14 protein-coding genes are annotated in these 16,825 nt (G+C 71.9%); 4 read left to right on the forward strand and 10 right to left on the reverse strand.

Features of this window, described 5'->3' with window-relative positions; genetic code table 11:
* Positions 1 to 241: 241 nt before the first annotated feature.
* The 10 genes from AB0950_RS15780 to rsmH all read right to left on the reverse strand — a co-directional run bounded on the left by AB0950_RS15780 (position 242) and on the right by rsmH (position 12,891).
* Positions 242 to 1,036 carry an FtsQ-type POTRA domain-containing protein gene (locus AB0950_RS15780; protein ID WP_360150061.1) on the reverse strand — a complete coding sequence of 265 codons (795 nt, stop codon included), beginning with the start codon at positions 1,034 to 1,036 and terminating at the stop codon, positions 242 to 244.
* Between the two features lie 26 nt (positions 1,037 to 1,062).
* A complete protein-coding gene (gene murG, locus AB0950_RS15785) occupies positions 1,063 to 2,151 on the reverse strand; it encodes an undecaprenyldiphospho-muramoylpentapeptide beta-N-acetylglucosaminyltransferase (RefSeq protein WP_360150058.1) in 1,089 nt (362 codons plus the stop codon).
* A 6-nt stretch (positions 2,152 to 2,157) separates the two neighbouring features.
* Positions 2,158 to 3,519, reverse strand: coding sequence for a putative lipid II flippase FtsW (ftsW, locus tag AB0950_RS15790; protein ID WP_360150055.1), 1,362 nt, complete (start codon positions 3,517 to 3,519; stop codon positions 2,158 to 2,160).
* An 85-nt stretch (positions 3,520 to 3,604) separates the two neighbouring features.
* The gene (gene murD / locus AB0950_RS15795) at positions 3,605 to 5,047 is read right to left on the reverse strand and encodes a UDP-N-acetylmuramoyl-L-alanine--D-glutamate ligase (protein ID WP_360150052.1); all 1,443 of its coding nucleotides are present in this window, start codon (positions 5,045 to 5,047) and stop codon (positions 3,605 to 3,607) included.
* Positions 5,029 to 6,102 carry a phospho-N-acetylmuramoyl-pentapeptide-transferase gene (mraY, locus tag AB0950_RS15800; RefSeq protein ID WP_360150049.1) on the reverse strand — a complete coding sequence of 358 codons (1,074 nt, stop codon included), beginning with the start codon at positions 6,100 to 6,102 and terminating at the stop codon, positions 5,029 to 5,031. Before mraY ends, murD begins: the two co-directional genes overlap by 19 nt.
* Positions 6,099 to 7,514 carry a UDP-N-acetylmuramoyl-tripeptide--D-alanyl-D-alanine ligase gene (murF, locus tag AB0950_RS15805; RefSeq protein ID WP_360150047.1) on the reverse strand — a complete coding sequence of 472 codons (1,416 nt, stop codon included), beginning with the start codon at positions 7,512 to 7,514 and terminating at the stop codon, positions 6,099 to 6,101. Before murF ends, mraY begins: the two co-directional genes overlap by 4 nt.
* A 28-nt stretch (positions 7,515 to 7,542) precedes the next feature.
* A complete protein-coding gene (locus AB0950_RS15810) occupies positions 7,543 to 9,063 on the reverse strand; it encodes a UDP-N-acetylmuramoyl-L-alanyl-D-glutamate--2,6-diaminopimelate ligase (protein ID WP_360150045.1) in 1,521 nt (506 codons plus the stop codon).
* Between the two features lie 163 nt (positions 9,064 to 9,226).
* Positions 9,227 to 11,191: a penicillin-binding protein 2 gene (locus AB0950_RS15815; RefSeq protein ID WP_360150042.1), complete on the reverse strand. Its 1,965-nt coding sequence runs from the start codon at positions 11,189 to 11,191 to the stop codon at positions 9,227 to 9,229.
* Positions 11,192 to 11,196: 5 nt separating this feature from the next.
* Entirely contained in the window at positions 11,197 to 11,796 is a 600-nt protein-coding gene (locus tag AB0950_RS15820) for a septum formation initiator family protein (RefSeq protein ID WP_366778716.1), read from the reverse strand.
* 162 nt (positions 11,797 to 11,958) lie between these two features.
* Positions 11,959 to 12,891 carry a 16S rRNA (cytosine(1402)-N(4))-methyltransferase RsmH gene (rsmH, locus tag AB0950_RS15825; RefSeq protein WP_360150967.1) on the reverse strand — a complete coding sequence of 311 codons (933 nt, stop codon included), beginning with the start codon at positions 12,889 to 12,891 and terminating at the stop codon, positions 11,959 to 11,961.
* Positions 12,892 to 13,390: 499 nt separating this feature from the next.
* Between rsmH and AB0950_RS15830 the strand changes: the two genes are divergently transcribed.
* The 4 genes from AB0950_RS15830 to AB0950_RS15845 all read left to right on the forward strand — a co-directional run bounded on the left by AB0950_RS15830 (position 13,391) and on the right by AB0950_RS15845 (position 16,764).
* Positions 13,391 to 13,939: a carbonic anhydrase gene (locus AB0950_RS15830; protein WP_360150036.1), complete on the forward strand. Its 549-nt coding sequence runs from the start codon at positions 13,391 to 13,393 to the stop codon at positions 13,937 to 13,939.
* A 307-nt stretch (positions 13,940 to 14,246) separates the two neighbouring features.
* A complete protein-coding gene (locus tag AB0950_RS15835) occupies positions 14,247 to 15,263 on the forward strand; it encodes a MoxR family ATPase (RefSeq protein ID WP_360150033.1) in 1,017 nt (338 codons plus the stop codon).
* Positions 15,263 to 16,624 carry a DUF58 domain-containing protein gene (locus tag AB0950_RS15840; RefSeq protein ID WP_366778717.1) on the forward strand — a complete coding sequence of 454 codons (1,362 nt, stop codon included), beginning with the start codon at positions 15,263 to 15,265 and terminating at the stop codon, positions 16,622 to 16,624. The genes AB0950_RS15835 and AB0950_RS15840 overlap by 1 nt, the downstream gene beginning before the upstream one ends.
* The gene (locus tag AB0950_RS15845; RefSeq protein WP_360150027.1) at positions 16,621 to 16,764 is read left to right on the forward strand and encodes a hypothetical protein; all 144 of its coding nucleotides are present in this window, start codon (positions 16,621 to 16,623) and stop codon (positions 16,762 to 16,764) included. The genes AB0950_RS15840 and AB0950_RS15845 overlap by 4 nt, the downstream gene beginning before the upstream one ends.
* Positions 16,765 to 16,825 lie beyond the last annotated feature (61 nt).

Raw genomic sequence — 16,825 nt, forward strand, 5'->3', positions numbered from 1 at the left:
GTGCGGTGCCCCGCGCGGGGACGACGGATGCCGAATGGGACGGTCCGTAGCGCCGACCCGAACCCTAACCCTGAAGTTTAGGGTTACCAGTGTGTCTGTTCCCTGGAGTCTTCTGAACAGGACACTAAGTCGACAAGTGGCGCCCGTTCAACGAACACGCCGAACCTCCCGTTTTTCTTTTCACCCTATGTGATCAGGCGAAGCAGTGCCCAACCAGGGTGCTGGCCTGCGCTGATGCGCGTCAACTCCCCGAAGAGGCCGGGGCGGTGGGAACGCTGACATCCAAGTGCCCTGCGCGGGGAGCTGCTTTCATGAGAGCTGCGAGGGTCCGTGCCTTGGCGCGGCCGTTCTCGCTGCTGCCCCAGGCGACCGTGCGACCGCCGGCCAACTCCAGCGAGATGTCGTCGTAGGAACGGACTTGGACGGTCCGGGTCTCCCGCGCCACCGCTGCCGGCAGGTCGCCCGCGACCCGGACGGCCTCGCGCACGAGCCGGTCGGTGCCGAAGCGGCGGAAGCTCGCGGCGCCCGTACCCGTGCGGGACACGGACATTTCCAGCAGGGGAATACCGTCCGGCGCCTGCGAAACCGTAGCGAACCGGACACCTTCGTGGTCGACTTCGATGAAGTCCCGTCCTTTTCGGACCAGCAGCACCGGACTGCGCTCGGTCACTTTCAGACCGATCCCATGGGGCCAGGCGCGCACGACGCGGGCGGTGTCAATTCGGGGCAATTTCCGGCGAAGTCGGGCTTCGATGCGGTCGGTGTCGACGGACATCATCGGCGCTCCGACCGGTACGGCCGCCGCGGCCCGCACCTCCGCGGGAGTCAGCACGCGCGTGCCGGACACCGAGACATGCCGGACGCGCACCCAGGACGAGCCGTACAGCACCCAGACGCCGCCGGCCCCGAGCAGCACGGCAACTACCGCCAGGATGACGATCGTACGAAGGCGCGGCCGCCGGAGCCTGCGGGCGGGCGGCGGGCCGGACGACTCCTGCTGGCGTTCACCGCGCTCGGCGGTCGTCTGTCCGGCCACACTCACTGCCCCTTCGTCATATGGTCCTAACGGCGTGAGGCGATCGCCTCGTACACCATGCCGACGAGCAGTTCGTCGGCGTCCCGGCGGCCGAACTCGCTTGCCGCGCGGGACATCTCGTACAGCCGGTGCGGATCGGCGAGCACGGGCAGGACGTTCTGCTGCACCCACTCGGGCGTGAGTTCCGCGTCGTCGACGAGGAGTCCGCCGCCGGCCTTCACCACCGGCTGGGCGTTGAGCCGCTGTTCGCCGTTGCCGATCGGCAGCGGGACGTACGCGGCCGGGAGCCCGACGGCGGAGAGTTCGGCGACGGTCATCGCGCCCGCGCGGCAGAGCATCATGTCCGCCGCGGCGTACGCGAGGTCCATCCGGTCCAGGTAACTTACCGGGACATAGGGGGGCATTCCCGGCATCTGGTGCACCTGCGGCAGTTCGTTCTTCGGGCCGACCGCGTGCAGGATCTGGATGCCGGCCTGCTGGAGCCAGGGGGCGACCGCCTGCGTCACCTCGTTCAGGCGCCGGGCGCCCTGGGAGCCTCCAGAGACCAGCAGCGTGGGCAGGTTCGGGTCGAGGCCGAAGCGGTGGCGGGCCTCGGGGCGGACGGCGGCGCGGTCCAGCGTGGCGATGGAGCGGCGCAGCGGGATGCCGATGTAGCGGGCGTCGCGCAGCTTGCTGTCCGGCGTGGAGACGGCGACCCGGGCCGCGTACCGCGAGCCGATCTTGTTGGCCAGGCCGGGGCGGGCGTTGGCCTCGTGGATCACGATGGGCACACCGAGCCGCTTGGCGGCCAGATAGCCGGGCAGGGCGACATAGCCGCCGAAACCGACCACGCAGTCCGCCTTGGTGCGCTCCAGGATCTGCTCGGCGGCCTTGATGGTGCCGCGCAGCCGGCCCGGGACGGTGATCAGCTCGGGCGTCGGCTTGCGGGGCAGCGGCACCGCCGGGATCAGCGCGAGTTCGTAGCCGCGCTCGGGGACGAGCCGGGTCTCCAGGCCGCGCTCCGTGCCCAGGGCCGTGATCCCCACGGTCGGGTCCTGCCTGCGCAGGGCGTCCGCGAGGGCGAGCGCGGGCTCGATGTGGCCGGCGGTCCCCCCACCGGCGAGTACGACATGCACCGAAATTCACCGCTCTCCGGACGGACGCGCCGCCGAGGCACGCCGTCGCATCGTGTTCCATCTCCGGGGACTCCGACCGGACCCGGAGCCCCCAGTCCCCCGCTTTCTACCAAAGCGAGGTTGCCGCATCGCAAGCGCCGCCCGCGCAGCGGGCTCGTCGCGCGCGAAGGCGATCAGCAGCCCGATGGCGAACATGGTCGGCAGCAGGGCGGACCCTCCGTAGGAGAACAGCGGGAGGGGCACGCCGGCGATCGGCAGCAGACCGAGCACCGCACCGATGTTGATCACCGCCTGGGCGGTGATCCAGGTGGTCACGCCTCCCGCGGCGTACCTCACGAAGGGGTCCTCCGTGCGTCCGGCCACGCGGATACCCGCATAGCCTAGAGCCGCGAACAGGGCGAGCACCGACAGCGTCCCCGCCAGGCCCAGTTCCTCACCGGTGACGGCGAAGATGAAGTCGGTGTGCGCTTCCGGGAGTTGCCCCCATTTTTCCACACTCGCGCCGAGACCGGATCCGAAGAGTCCGCCGGAGGCGAGGGCGTAGATGCCGTGCGCGCCCTGCCAGCACATGTCGTTCGGGCCGGGGTCGGTGGCGGCGATGCAGCTGAGCCGGTTCAGCCGGTGCGGGCTGGACCAGATGGCGAGCGCGGCGAGCAGCCCGGCGACGCTCAGCACCCCGGAGAACAGCCGGGTCGGCGCCCCCGCGAGCCAGAGCAGCCCGAACAGGATCGCCGTCAGGATGATCGTCGTACCCATGTCGCCGCCGAGCATGATCAGCCCGAGCAGCATGAACGCGACCGGGACCAGCGGCACCAGCATGTGCTTCCACTGGGTCAGCAGCTTCTTCTCCTGCTTGCGGGCGATCAGGTCAGCGCCCCACAGCACCAGGGCCAGCTTGCCGAACTCGCTGGGCTGGATCTGGAACGAGCCGCCGAGGGAGATCCAGTTCTGGTTGCCGTTGACCGCCATCCCTATCCCGGGGATCTGCACCAGGACCATCAGGAAGACGGCGGCGGCGAGGATCGGGTAGGCGAGCGCCCGGTGCAGCTTCACCGGCATGCGGGAGGCCGCGAACAGCAGCACGCCGCCGATGAGCGCGGCGAGGAACTGCTTGCGGAAGAAGTACGACCCGGGCAGCGAGAGCTGCAGCGCGGTGATCTGGGAGGCCGAGTAGACCATCACCAGACCCAGTACGGTGATCAGCAGGGTGCCGCCGACGATCAGGTAGTAGGCGGTCAGCGGCCGGTCCCAGGCCCGGCGGGCGCGGGTGTAGAGGCGCTGTACGGGGTTCTCGCGCGGAAGGCGCGGCGCGGGGGGCCGCTTGACGGCCCGCCCGGCCGGAGGACGACCTGTACGGCTACCGGACATCACCGGCTCCTCCCGACCTCAGCCACATCCGAGTCTCCCGTTCCTTCGAGGGTCCCGAAGCACCCTGTGTGGCCGAGACCCGCGGTCAGGCGCCCGCTTCGAGTTCGCGGACCGCCGCCGCGAACGCGTCACCGCGCTGGTTGTAGTTGGTGAACATGTCCATGGAGGCGCATGCCGGGGCCAGCAGCACCGTGTCGCCGGGCTGTGCGAGCCGCTTCGCTTCCGTCACCGCCTGGAGCATCGCCCCAGTGTCGGTCCGGTCGACGTCGACCACGGGGACTTCCGGCGCGTGTCGCGCGAGGGCGTCGCGGATCAGGGCACGATCGGCGCCGATCAGGACGGCGCCGCGCAGCCGCTTGGCCGACTTGGCGACCAGCTCGTCGAAGGTCGCGCCCTTCGCCAGACCGCCCGCAATCCATACGATCGGTTCATATGCCGCCAACGAGGCTTCCGCGGCATGGGTGTTGGTCGCCTTGGAGTCGTCCACGTACGCCACCCCGTCGAGGTCGGCGACGTGCGCGATGCGGTGCGCGTCCGGCCGGAAGGCCCGCAGGCCCTCGCGTACGGCCCTGGCGGGCACCCCGAAGGCACGCGCGAGGGCCGCCGCGGCAAGGGCGTTGGCGATGTTGTGCGGGGCCGGCGGGTTGACGTCGCAGACCTCGGCCAGCTCCTGGGCGTTCTTCTGCCGGTCCGCCACGAAGGCGCGGTCGACCAGGATGCCGTCCACGACGCCGAGTTGGGAGGGCGCGGGGGTGCCGAGGGTGAAGCCGACGGCACGGCAGCCCTCCTCGACGTCGGCCTCGCGCACCAGCTCCTCGGTGCGCTTGTCGGCCGCGTTGTAGACGCAGGCGACCCGATTGCCTTCGTAGATGCGGCCCTTGTCGCGCGCGTACGCCTCCATGGAGCCGTGCCAGTCGAGGTGGTCCGGGGCGAGGTTGAGGACCGCGGCCGAGTGGGCGCGCAGCGAGGGCGCCCAGTGCAGCTGGTAGCTGGACAGCTCCACGGCGAGGACGTCGTACTCCTCCTCGCCGAGGACCACGTCCAGCAGGGAGACGCCGATGTTGCCGACGGCGGCCGTGCGCAGCCCGGCGGCCTTCAGGATCGACGCGAGCATCTGGACGGTGGTGGTCTTGCCGTTGGTGCCCGTGACGGCGAGCCAGGGGGCCGCGCCGGGGCCGCGCAGCCGCCAGGCCAGCTCCACATCGCCCCAGACGGGCACACCGGCCTTCTCGGCCGCCTGGAACAGCGGCTTGTCGGGCTTCCAGCCGGGCGCGGTGACGATCAGCTCGGTGCCCTGCGGCAGGGTCGCGCCGTCACCGAGGCGCACGGTGATGCCGAGCGCCTGGAGCTCCGCGGCCTGTTCACGCGCGCGTGCGTCGTCGCCGTCGTTGACGACCGTGACGATCGCCCCGCGCGCGTGCAGCGCCTTCGCCGCCGGGATGCCGGAGACGCCGAGCCCGGCGACGGTGACGCGCTTGCCCTGGAAGTCGGCAAGCTCCGAGGTGGGGGTCACTTGTCCGCTGCCCATCCTGCGTAGAAGAGGCCCAGTCCGACGATGACACAGATGCCCTGGATGATCCAGAAGCGGACCACCACCAGGACTTCGGACCAGCCCTTGAGTTCGAAGTGGTGCTGGAGCGGTGCCATCCGGAAGACGCGCTTTCCGGTGAGCCGGAAGGAGCCGACCTGGATGACGACCGACATGGTGATGAGGACGAACAGGCCGCCCATGATGGCCAGCAGCAGCTCCGTGCGGGAGAGGATGGCCAGGCCGGTGAGGACGCCGCCGAGGGCGAGCGAGCCGGTGTCACCCATGAAGATCTTCGCCGGCGAGGTGTTCCACCACAGGAAGCCCAGGCAGGCGCCCATCAGCGCGGAGGCGATCACCGCGAGGTCGAGCGGGTCGCGCACCTCGTAGCAGGCGGCCGGGTTGGTCAGGGTCTGCGCGTTGGCGCAGGACTCCTGGAACTGCCAGACGCCGATGAACGTGTAGGCGCCGAAGACGAGCACGGAGGCGCCGGTGGCCAGGCCGTCCAGACCGTCGGTGAGGTTCACGCCGTTCGACATCGCGAGGATCATGAACAGCGCCCAGATCACGAACAGCACCGGGCCGATCGACCAGCCGAAGTCGGTGATGAAGGACAGCTTGGTGGAGGCCGGGGTGTTGCCGCGCGCGTCGGAGAACATCAGCGACAGCACCGCGAAGGAGATGCCGACGATGAGCTGGCCGGCCATCTTCGCCTTGGCCCGCAGGCCCAGCGAACGCCGCTTGACGATCTTGATGTAGTCGTCGAGGAAGCCGACCAGGCCCATGCCGAACATCAGGCCGAGGACGAGCAGCCCGGAGTAGGTGGGCGGGTAACCGGTGATGAGCTTGCTCAGGAAGTACGCCGCGATGGTCGCCAGGATGAAGGCGATACCGCCCATGGTCGGCGTACCGCGCTTGCTGGCGTGCTCGCGCGGTCCGTCGTCACGGATGTACTGGCCGTAGCCCTTGCGGGCGAGGAGCTTGATCAGCAGCGGGGTGCCGATCAGCGTCAGGAAGAGGCCAATGACTCCTGAGAACAGGATCTGCTTCATCATCGGGCGGCAACCTCGCCCTCGGCACCGGTCTCGGCGAGCGCCTGGGCAACGCTCTCCAGACCCACCGAACGGGACGCCTTCACGAGCACGACGTCCCCCGGGCGCAACTCGCTGCGCAACAGGTCGATCGCCGCCTGTGCGTCGGACACGTGCACCGACTCCTCACCCCACGAACCCTCGTTATATGCGCCCAGTTGCAGCCAGGAGGCCTCAATCCCCCCGACGGCGACGAGCTTGCTGACGTTGAGCCGGACGGCGAGCCGTCCGACGGCGTCGTGCTCGGCGAGCGCCTCGTCCCCCAGCTCGGCCATCTTGCCGAGCACCGCCCACGTGCGGCGCCCCTTGCCCATGGCCGCGAGCGCCCGAAGGGCGGCCCGCATGGACTCGGGGTTGGCGTTGTAGGCGTCGTTGACGATGGTCACGCCGTCCGGGCGCTCGGTGACCTCCATGCGCCAGCGGGAGAGGGAGCCCGCCTCGGAGAGCGCGGTGGCGATCTCTTCCGCGGACATGCCCAGCTCATGGGCGACGGCGGCCGCGGCGAGCGCGTTCGACACGTGGTGCTCACCGTACAGGCGCATGGTCACATCGCTTGCACCGGAGGGTGTGTGAAGCCTGAAGGACGGCTGTCCGCTGTCCGTGAGTCGCACGTTCTCGGCGCGTACGTCCGCTTCGGCCGACTCTCCGAAAAGGACCACCTTCGCCTTGGTACGGGAGGCCATGGCCCGCACCAGCGGGTCGTCGGCGTTGAGGACCGCGATCCCGCCCTCGTCGGCGGCGGGCAGCGCCTCCACCAACTCGCCCTTGGCCTGGGCGATCTGCTCCCGGCCGCCGAACTCGCCGATGTGGGCGGTGCCGACGTTGAGGACCAGACCGATCCGCGGCGGGGTCAGCTCGGTGAGGTAGCGGATGTGCCCGATCCCGCGGGCGCCCATCTCCAGTACCAGGAACCGGGTTTCCTCGGTGGCGGACAGGGCGGTCAGCGGCAGCCCGATCTCGTTGTTGAGCGAGCCGGGCGTGAACACCGTCGGCGCCTTGCGCCCGAGGACCTGGGCGATCAGGTCCTTGGTGCTGGTCTTGCCCGCCGAGCCGGTCAGGGCGACGAGGGTCGCGCCGAGCCGGCGTACGACGTGCCGGGCGAGGGCGCCGAGCGCGGTCTGCACGTCCTCGACCACGATCGCGGGCACGCCGACCGGTCGGGACGCCAGTACGGCGGCCGCGCCGGCCTCGATCACCTGCGCGGCGAAGTCGTGGCCGTCCACGCGTTCGCCGACGAAGGCGACGAACAGGCTGCCGGGCGCCACGTCACGGGAGTCCCGGACGACCGGTCCCGTGACCTGGACGGACGGATCCGGTATGTCGTGCGTCTGCCCGCCGACGACTGCTGCGATCTCGGCGAGGGAGAGGGCGATCACAAGTTCATCCCCTGGATCTTCGGGATTTTCATCCCTGGGTCTTCTGGATGGCTTCGCGGAGCACCTGGCGGTCGTCGAAGGGACGGACCACGCCGGCGATGTCCTGGCCCTGCTCGTGGCCCTTGCCCGCGACCAGCACGGTGTCGCCGGCCCGGGCGCGCCCCACGGCGGCGGCGATCGCGGCGGCCCGGTCCTCGAACAGGAGCACCTCGCCGCGCTCGTGCGCGGGCACCGAGGCGGCGCCCTGGAGCATGGTCGCGAGGATCGCGAGCGGGTCCTCGGAGCGGGGGTTGTCGGAGGTCAGTACGGCCGTGTCGGCGAGCCGGGCCACGGCGGCGCCCATCGGCGCCCGCTTGGTCCGGTCGCGGTCGCCGCCGCAGCCGAGGACGACGTGCAGCCGGCCCTTGGTGACCTTGCGCAGCGCCTTGAGCACGGACTCGACGGCGTCGGTCTTGTGGGCGTAGTCGACGACCGCGAGGTAGGGCTGCCCGGCGTCGACGCGCTCCAGCCGGCCGGGGACGCCCGGGACGGCGGCGACGCCGTCGGCGGCGGTCTGCGGGTCGAGACCGGCGGCGGCGAGGGCGACGACGGCGGCGAGGGTGTTCGCCACGTTGAAGGGGCCCGGCAGCGGCGACTTGGCCTGGATCCGCTCGCCGTTCGGGCCGAGCACGGTGAACGTCGAGTCCATGGGGCCGACCTGGACGTGCTCGGCGCGCCAGTCGGCGTCGGGGTGGCCCTCGGCGGAGTAGGTGACGACCGGCACGGTGGCCTCCTGGGCGAGCCGGCGGCCGTACTCGTCGTCGGCGTTGACCACACCCAGTTTGCTGCGCTCCGGCGTGAACAACTGTGCCTTGGCCCGGAAGTAGTCCTCCATGTCGGAGTGGAACTCCATGTGTTCCGGGCTGAGGTTGGTGAACACGGCGACGTCGAAGACGCAGCCGTCGACCCGGCCGAGCACCAGGGCGTGGCTGGAGACCTCCATGGCGACCGCCTCGACGCCACGCTCGCGCATGACGGCGAACAGGGCCTGCAGGTCGGTGGCCTCGGGGGTGGTGCGCTCGGACTTGATGCGCTCGTCGCCGATGCGCATCTCGACCGTGCCGACGAGACCGGTGGACTTCGCGGTCCTCAGCCCGCCCTCGACGAGGTAGGCGGTGGTGGTCTTGCCGGAGGTGCCGGTGATGCCGATCTGGAGCAGGTCGCGGCCCGGGTGGCCGTAGATCGTCGCCGCCAGCTCGCCCATCCGCCCGCGCGGGTCGTCGACGACCAGGACCGGCAGCCCGGTGGCGGCGGCGCGCTCGGCGCCCGTCGGGTCGGTGAGCACGGCGGCCGCGCCGAGCCCGGCGGCCTGGGTGACGAAGTCGGCGCCGTGCAGGCGGGCGCCCGGGAGGGCGGCGTACAGGTCGCCGGGGCGGACGGCGCGCGAGTCGTGGGTGATCCCCGTGATCCCGGCGTCGGCCTCAGGAGCGGCGGCACCCAGCTGATCGGCCAGTTCCGCAAGGGGTGTGGCGGAGACCTCGACCGGTCGCGGCGGTCCCGGGTATGTCACGGAAGCGCCTTTCTGGGTGGTTTGGGACTGATCAGCGTGTGGCACGGCGGTGAGCGTACCGGGCGTACCCCGTCCGGAGCGAAGCGAGGGGCTGCGGGCGCCTTGGTTCCCGGGGTCCGGGGTGATCGTCGTCACGGGTTCGTTCCTGGTGTTCCGGTGCTGATCAGGGCTTGTAGTCGACGGGCAGGTTCGCGGCCGGCGCGCCGGTCGGCGGCACCTGGAGGGTCTTCAGGGCGAACTCCATCACCTGCTTGTAGATGGGGCCGCAGATCTGGCCGCCGAAGTAGTTGCCCGAGGTGGCGTTCTGGATGGCGCAGTAGACGGTGATCCGGGGGTTGTCGGCGGGCGCGAAACCGGCGAACGACGACGTGTAGCCGCGGTACCGGCCGGTGGCCGGATCCACACGGTTGGCCGTGCCGGTCTTGCCGGCGACGTTGTAGCCGGGGATGCGCGCCTTGGCGCCGGTGCCCTGCTCGTCGTCCACCACGGACTCCAGCATCTGCGCCAGCGTCTTGGCGGTCTTCTCGCTGACCACCCGCGTCTGCTTGGGCCTGGGCGCGGGGGTGAAGCGCCCGTCGGGACCCTTGGTGCCGCGCACCAGGGTCGGCTGGATCCGCACCCCGCCGTTGGCGATGGTCGAGTACACGGAGGCGGCCTGCATCGCGTTGAGGGAGAAACCCTGGCCGAAAGGAATCGTGTACTGCTGCGAGGTGGACCACTTCTGGTACGGCGCGAGGATGCCGGGCGTCTCGCCGGGGAAGCCGAGCCCGGTGTAGCCGCCGATGCCGAACCTGCGCAGGTACGAGTAGAGGACCTTGTTGGCCTCGGGCTGCGTCTTGCCGAGCTGGCCGGTGGCCAGGATGGTGCCGATGTTGCTGGACTTGGCGAGGACGCCGTTCAGCGTGAGGTACCAGGTGCCGTGGTCGACGTCGTCGGAGAAGAGCCGGTCGCCGCGGTGCAGCCGGTTGGGTACGACGACGTGGGTGAGCGGCGTCGCCGCGTTCTCCTGCAGCACGGCCGCCATGGACATCACCTTGGCGGTGGAGCCGGGCTCGTAGGCGTCCTGCAGGGCGGCGTTGCCCAGGGCGGCGCCGTCGGCCTTCGACAGGTCGTTGGGGTCGAAGCCGGGCGCGTTGGCCATGGCCAGGATCTGGCCGGTGCGGGTGTCCTGGACGATGACGTAACCGCGGTCGGCCCTGGACTTCTTCACCTGCTCGGTGATGGCGTTCTGCGCGGCCCACTGGATGTCGCGGTCGATGGTCAGCTCGACGTCGGAACCGGGCACGGCGGGCGTCTCGTTGGAGCCTGCGGTCGGCACCTCGCGGCCGCCCGACTGGGCGTACCGGATCTTGCCGTCCTTCCCCGTGAGCTGCTTGTTCAGCTCCTGCTCGATGCCGCCGCCGCCCTTGCCGTCGGCGTTGACCCAGCCCAGTATCCCGGCGGCGAGGTCGCCGTTGGGGTACACGCGCTGGCTGCTGGGGTCGGCGAAGACGCCGGCGAGCACGTTGACGGTGTTCTTGTCGGTCTCGGCCTTGTCGGCGAGCGCGGTCTTCAGGTCCTTGATCTGCTTCCAGACCTGCGGGGTCTGCCGGGTGGCGAGCCGGGCGTAGCGGGAGTCGGGGTTCTTCGGCCGCAGCTTCTTCACGAGGTCGGCCTGGCTCTGCCCAAGGATCGGCGAGAGCAGCGCGGCGGCCTGCTCCGGGCCGTCACCGATCTTCAGCTGTTTCCTGCTGAACATCGTCGGGTCGGCCGTGATGTCGTAGGCGTCCTCGCTGATGGCGAGGGCCACGCCGTTGCGGTCGGTGATCCCGCCGCGCTCGGCGGCCAGCGTGTGCACGACATACCGGTTCTGCTCGGCCCGCGCGGCGTACGCGCTCGCGTCGACGCCCTGCACCTGGAGCAGCCGTACCACGAAGGCGATCAGGACCAGGGTGAGCGTGAGGCTGACCATGCGCAGCCGGGGCCGGGGGCTGCCGAGCCGGAGCGGGGGCGCGGGCATGGGGCGGGCCCCGCTCGGGCGCCGGGCCGGACGGGCGCCGGGCACGGGCTGCCGCCGCGCGGCACTCCTCGGCCGCGGCGGCCTGGCGGGCCCGGGCACACGTCGGCGCGGCGGTTCCCTGTCGGACACTTCCGTCACCTGCCGGGGGTCGGGGTGGGGGTGGGCTGGGATCTGGCGGGGGGCGGGGGTACGGCCGCCGCGGAGACCGAGGGGGTGGGCTGGGTCAGTCCCTGGAGCGGTGTGGCGGCGCCGGGCGTGGCCGGGGCGGGGACGGCCGAGGCGGGGGCGCCGGGTGTGGCCGGGGGCAGGGAGGGGTCGGGGGCCGGGGTCAGGACCTCGGGGGCGACCGGGTCGCTGAAGGCGGCGGACTCGGGGGCGGGGCTCGGGACGCCCTTGACCCTGCCGTCGGGGCCGAGGAAGGCCGGGTCGCCGCCGGGGACCATGCCGAGCTGGCGGGCGCGGCGCTGGAGGGCGTCGGGGGACGAGTAGGCGTCGATGTCCCGCTGCAGCGCCTGTTCCTCGTCGGTGAGGTTCTTCGTCTGCTTCTGCAGGTCGGCGAGCTTGAACGAGCCTTCGCTGAGGGCGGAGTTGAGCATCAGCAGCCCGATCAGGCCGCCGCCGAGGAGCAGGACGACGAGCAGCACGAACGGGGTGCGGGCGGCCCGGGCCCGGCCGGCCGGGAGGAGCCGCGCGAGCCGGGCGGCGCGCCCCTTCAGCTGGGGTTTCCTACGCACGGCTCCCCCGGCGGGTCCGGAAGCCCGCGGAGCCTCCTCGTCGTGCCCGGGGGTCCCTCCGGCGCCCCCGGCCGGCCCGGGAACCCGCACAGGCGCCCCGGTCGGGCGGGGAGTCCACGCGGCTGCCCCCATCGGTTCGGGAATCCAACCGGCCCGTCTCGGTCACTCGGCGTCCTCCCTGATGCGTTCCGCGCCGCGCAGCCTGGCCGGGGCGGCCCGGCGGTTCTCGGCGACCTCTTCCTCGGTGGGAAGTTCGGCACCCCGGGTGAGCAGCTTGAGCCGCGGCTGGTAGCGCTCCGGCACGACCGGCAGGCCGGGGGGTGCGGTGGAGGCCGCGCCGGCCGCGAAGACCTGCTTGACCAGACGGTCCTCCAGCGAGTGGTACGACAGCACGGCGATGCGGCCGCCGACGTCCAGGGCCTTCACCGCGGCCGGGATCGCCCGCTCCAGGACGGACAGTTCGCCGTTGACCTCGATGCGCAGCGCCTGGAAGGTGCGCTTGGCCGGGTTGCCGCCGGTGCGCTTGGCGGCCTGCGGCAGCGCGTCGCGGATCAGCTCCACCAGCCGAGCGCTGTTGCTGAACGGCTCCTTCTCGCGCTCGCGCACGATCGCGGACACGATCCGCTTGGCCTGCTTCTCCTCGCCGTACGCGCGCAGGATCCGCACGAGTTCGCCCGCCGGGTAGGTGTTGAGGACCTCGGCGGCGCTGATGCCGGTCGTCTGGTCCATCCGCATGTCCAGGGGCGCGTCCTGGGCGTAGGCGAAGCCGCGCCCGGCCTCGTCCAGCTGCATGGAGGAGACCCCGAGGTCGAACAGGACGCCCTGCACGCGCGCGATTCGGAGCCGGCGCAGCACCTCGGGCAGTTCGTCGTAGACGGCGTGCACGAGGGTGGCGCGCTCGCCGTAGGGCGCCAGCCGCTCGCCGGACAGCCGCAGCGCCTCCTTGTCCCGGTCGAGCCCGATCAGCCGGGCCTCGGGGAACCGGGCCAGCAGCGCCTCGCTGTGTCCGCCGAGGCCGAGGGTGCAGTCGACGACCACCGCTCCTGGGCACTCCAGGGCGGGCGCCAGCAGATCCAGGCACCGCTGGAGCATCACCGGGACGTGCCGGCCCTGTCCCTCCTGTCGCCCACCACCGCTCTCACGCGGAAGCGCTTCGCGCTCGTTCATCGTCTGGGGGCCTCTCGTCGTCCGGCGCGGGCCGCACGCACCGCCGGGTCCCCGCCAGCTCGTCGAGGAAAGGCCTGCCGGCGCCGGAAGCGTCAGCCGGACCGGGAGCGGGAGGAGGCCGAGCCGTACGTACGCGCCGCGCACGTGGGGAGACGGTCCGGGGGCGAGCCGGGGTCTCCGGGGGTTTCACCAGCAGGGAGAGCCACGCCTCCCGCTTCGCGCCACTTTAGTCCACGGTGTCTCGCGGTCAATCAACCGGCCTGCGCGTCGCCCGCCGCATCGGGGCGGGAGCCGGGATTCGACGGGGTTCACCCGCTCGGAGCAGGTTTGCCCTCCCTGTGGAGTGGCTCACAACACGCCGCGATGACGTTTTTTGTCCCGCTCTCACCGGGAGACGGCACCGGCGGTGACCAGTAACGTCATGAGTATGACGACTTCCGCAGCAGCTCCCACTGGATCCGAAGGCGCCATAACGGACGGCGGCACCGTGACGGACCGCCTGGTCGCGGCGAACCAGGCGTACGCCGCCGAGTTCACCGACCCGGGCATGGACGCCCGCCCCGTGCTCAAGGTCGCGGTCGTGGCCTGCATGGACGCCCGGCTCGACCTGCACAAGGCGCTCGGCCTGCAGCTCGGCGACTGTCACACCATCCGCAACGCGGGCGGTGTGGTCACCGACGACGTGATCCGCTCCCTGACCATCAGCCAGCGCGCGCTCGGCACCCGCAGCGTGGTCCTCATCCACCACACCGGCTGCGGCATGGAGTCCATCACCGAGGACTTCCGGCACGACCTGGAGATGGAGGTCGGCCAGCGGCCGGCCTGGGCGGTGGAGGCCTTCCGGGACGTCGACCAGGACGTCCGCCAGTCCATGCAGCGGGTGCGCACCTCGCCGTTCCTGCTGCACACCGACGACGTGCGCGGTTTCGTGTTCGACGTGCGCACGGGTCGGCTGCGCGAGGTCGACCCGGCCTGACCGGCCGCCCCGGCCGGCCGCCCCGGGGACATCCCGCCCGCCCCGCATCGAAACCGGGATCGAAAAAGACGTAACACCGACATCCTGCGGGCAGTTGTCCACAGGCGAGTGACACGAATCGGTAACGGCAGCAAGAATGCGGGGTGTGGCGTCGCGCGGAACTTTTCCCGCGCGGTGTCCGTGTTTCGGGGTGGGCCGGTTTCGCAGACAGCGTCGGCCCGGAAAGTACGGGGCCGAGGAGGGCCGGGTGTCGACCTATGACGATCCAGCGAGCCATGGGGGCGCCCCCGCCCGAGCGTATTCGAGGGTGGGGGACGACCTGACGGCCACGGTCGAGCGGGTGCGCGCGTCCGTCGAGGGCGTGATCGAGGGCAAGCCCGAGGTCGTACGGCTCGCGCTGACCGTGCTGCTCGCCGAGGGCCACCTGCTGATCGAGGACGTCCCCGGCGTGGGCAAGACGATGCTGGCCAAGGCGCTGGCGCGGTCCATCGACTGCTCGGTGCGTCGCATCCAGTTCACGCCCGACCTGCTGCCGTCGGACATCACCGGGGTGTCCATCTGGGACCAGCAGCGCCGGGACTTCGAGTTCAAGCCGGGCGCGGTCTTCGCGCAGATCGTGATCGGCGACGAGATCAACCGCGCCTCGCCCAAGACCCAGTCGGCGCTTCTGGAGTCCATGGAGGAGCGGCAGGTCACCATCGACGGGCAGACCTACGAACTGCCCAGCCCCTTCATGGTGGTGGCCACGCAGAACCCGGTCGAGATGGAGGGCACCTACCCGCTGCCCGAGGCCCAGCGCGACCGCTTCATGGCCCGCGTCTCCGTCGGCTATCCCAGCGTGGAGGCCGAGTTGCAGATGCTCGACGTCCACGGCGGAGTCAGTCCGCTTCAGGACCTGCAGCCGGTGGCGCACGCCCACGAGATCGTGAAGCTGATCGACGCGGTGCGCGGGGTGCACGTCGCCGAGCCGGTCCGGCGGTACGCGGTGGAGCTGGTCGCCGCCACCCGCACGCACCCCGACCTCAGACTCGGCGCCTCCCCGCGCGCGACGCTGCACCTGCTGCGCGCGGCGAAGGCGTCCGCGGCCCTGGCCGGCCGGGAGTACGCGCTGCCGGACGACGTCCAGGCGCTCGCCGTCGCCGTCCTCGCACACCGCCTGCTGCCCACCGCCCAGGCCCAGCTGAACCGCCGTACGGCCGAGCAGGTCGTGCAGGAGATCCTCCAGCAGACGCCGGTGCCCGCCGCGCCGGGCCGGCAGAGCGGCTTCGGCGGTCTCGGGCGGGGCGCTCCGGCGTATCCCCAGCAGCCCCCGCGGAGTCTGTGATGGGCCCCGGGGGGGCCGGGCAGACGGAGGCCGGCCGCGAGGACGCGGGCGGCGTGCGCACGGCCCTCGCGGGCCTGACCACCCGTGGCCGCTCCTTCCTGGCGGCCGGGATCGCCGCCGCCATCTGCGCGTACGTCCTCGGCCAGCGGGATCTGCTGCGGGTCGGTCTGCTGCTGGCCGCGCTGCCCCTGATCTGCGCGACCGTGGTCTACCGCACGCGCTACCGGGTGGCCGGCACCCGCCGCCTCTCCCCCGCGCGCGTGCCGGCCGGCAGCGAGGCCCGGGTGCACCTGCGGATGGACAACGTCTCCCGGCTGCCCACCGGCCTGCTGATGCTCCAGGACCGGGTGCCGTACGTCCTCGGGCCGCGCCCCCGGTTCGTGCTGGACCGGGTGGAGCCGGGCGGCCGCCGCGAGGTGTCCTACCGGGTCCGCTCCGATCTGCGCGGCCGCTATCCGCTGGGCCCGCTGCAACTGCGGCTGACGGACCCGTTCGGGATGTGCGAACTGACCCGTTCCTTCTCCACGTTCGACACCCTCACGGTCATCCCGCGCGTGGAGCCGCTCCTCCCGGTCCGCTTCAGCGGCGAGGCGAAGGGGTACGGCGACGGGCGGCAGCGCTCCCTGGCTCTGGCCGGCGAGGACGACGTGATCCCGCGCGGCTACCGCTACGGCGACGATCTGCGCCGGGTGCACTGGCGGTCCACCGCGCGCTACGGCGAGCTGATGGTGCGGCGCGAGGAGCAGCCCCGGCGCTCGAGGTGCACGGTCCTGCTGGACACCCGGGGCGGCGCCTACGAGGGTGCGGGCCCCGACTCGGCCTTCGAGTGGGCCGTCTCCGGCACCGCCTCGGTGCTGGTGCACATGCTGGAACGCGGCTTCTCGGTACGGCTGTTGACCGACAGCGGCAGCATGGTGCCCGGTGCGGGCGCCGACGGGTTCGCGGGCGCCGGCCAGGAGACCGCGGAGGCGGCCGGGCTGATGATGGACACCCTCGCGGTGATCGACCACTCCGACGGCACGGGCCTGTCCCGGGCGTACGACATGCTGCGCGGTGGCAACGAGGGCCTGCTGATCGCCTTCCTGGGCGACCTGGACGAGGAGCAGGCGGCGACGGTCGCCAGGATGAGCCGGCGCAGCGGCGGCGCCGTCGCCTTCCTGCTGGACCCGGACACCTGGGCCCGGGAGGCGACCGACGTGCCGCGGCCTGGCGATCCGCACGCCGAGCGGCTGCGCATGCTGCGCGAGGCCGGCTGGACCGCGCTGAGCGTGCCCCGCGGCGGCGCGCTGAACGCGCTGTGGCAGCAGGCCGACCGGGAGCGCTCGGGCCTGGCCACGATGAGCGCGGAGGCGACGCGATGAGCGGGCGGGCACGACTGGCGCTGTGCGCGGCGGCGGCCACACTGAGCGTGCCCCGCGGCGGCGCGCTGAACGCGCTGTGGCAGCAGGCCGACCGGGAGCGCTCAGGCCTGGCCACGATGAGCGCGGAGGCGACGCGATGAGCGGGCGGGCACGACTGGCGCTGTGCGCGGCGGCGGCCACACTGAGCGTGCCCCGCGGCGG

It is taken from the genome of Streptomyces sp. NPDC007189 (assembly GCF_040703635.1).
In the GTDB taxonomy this organism is placed as follows: domain Bacteria; phylum Actinomycetota; class Actinomycetes; order Streptomycetales; family Streptomycetaceae; genus Streptomyces.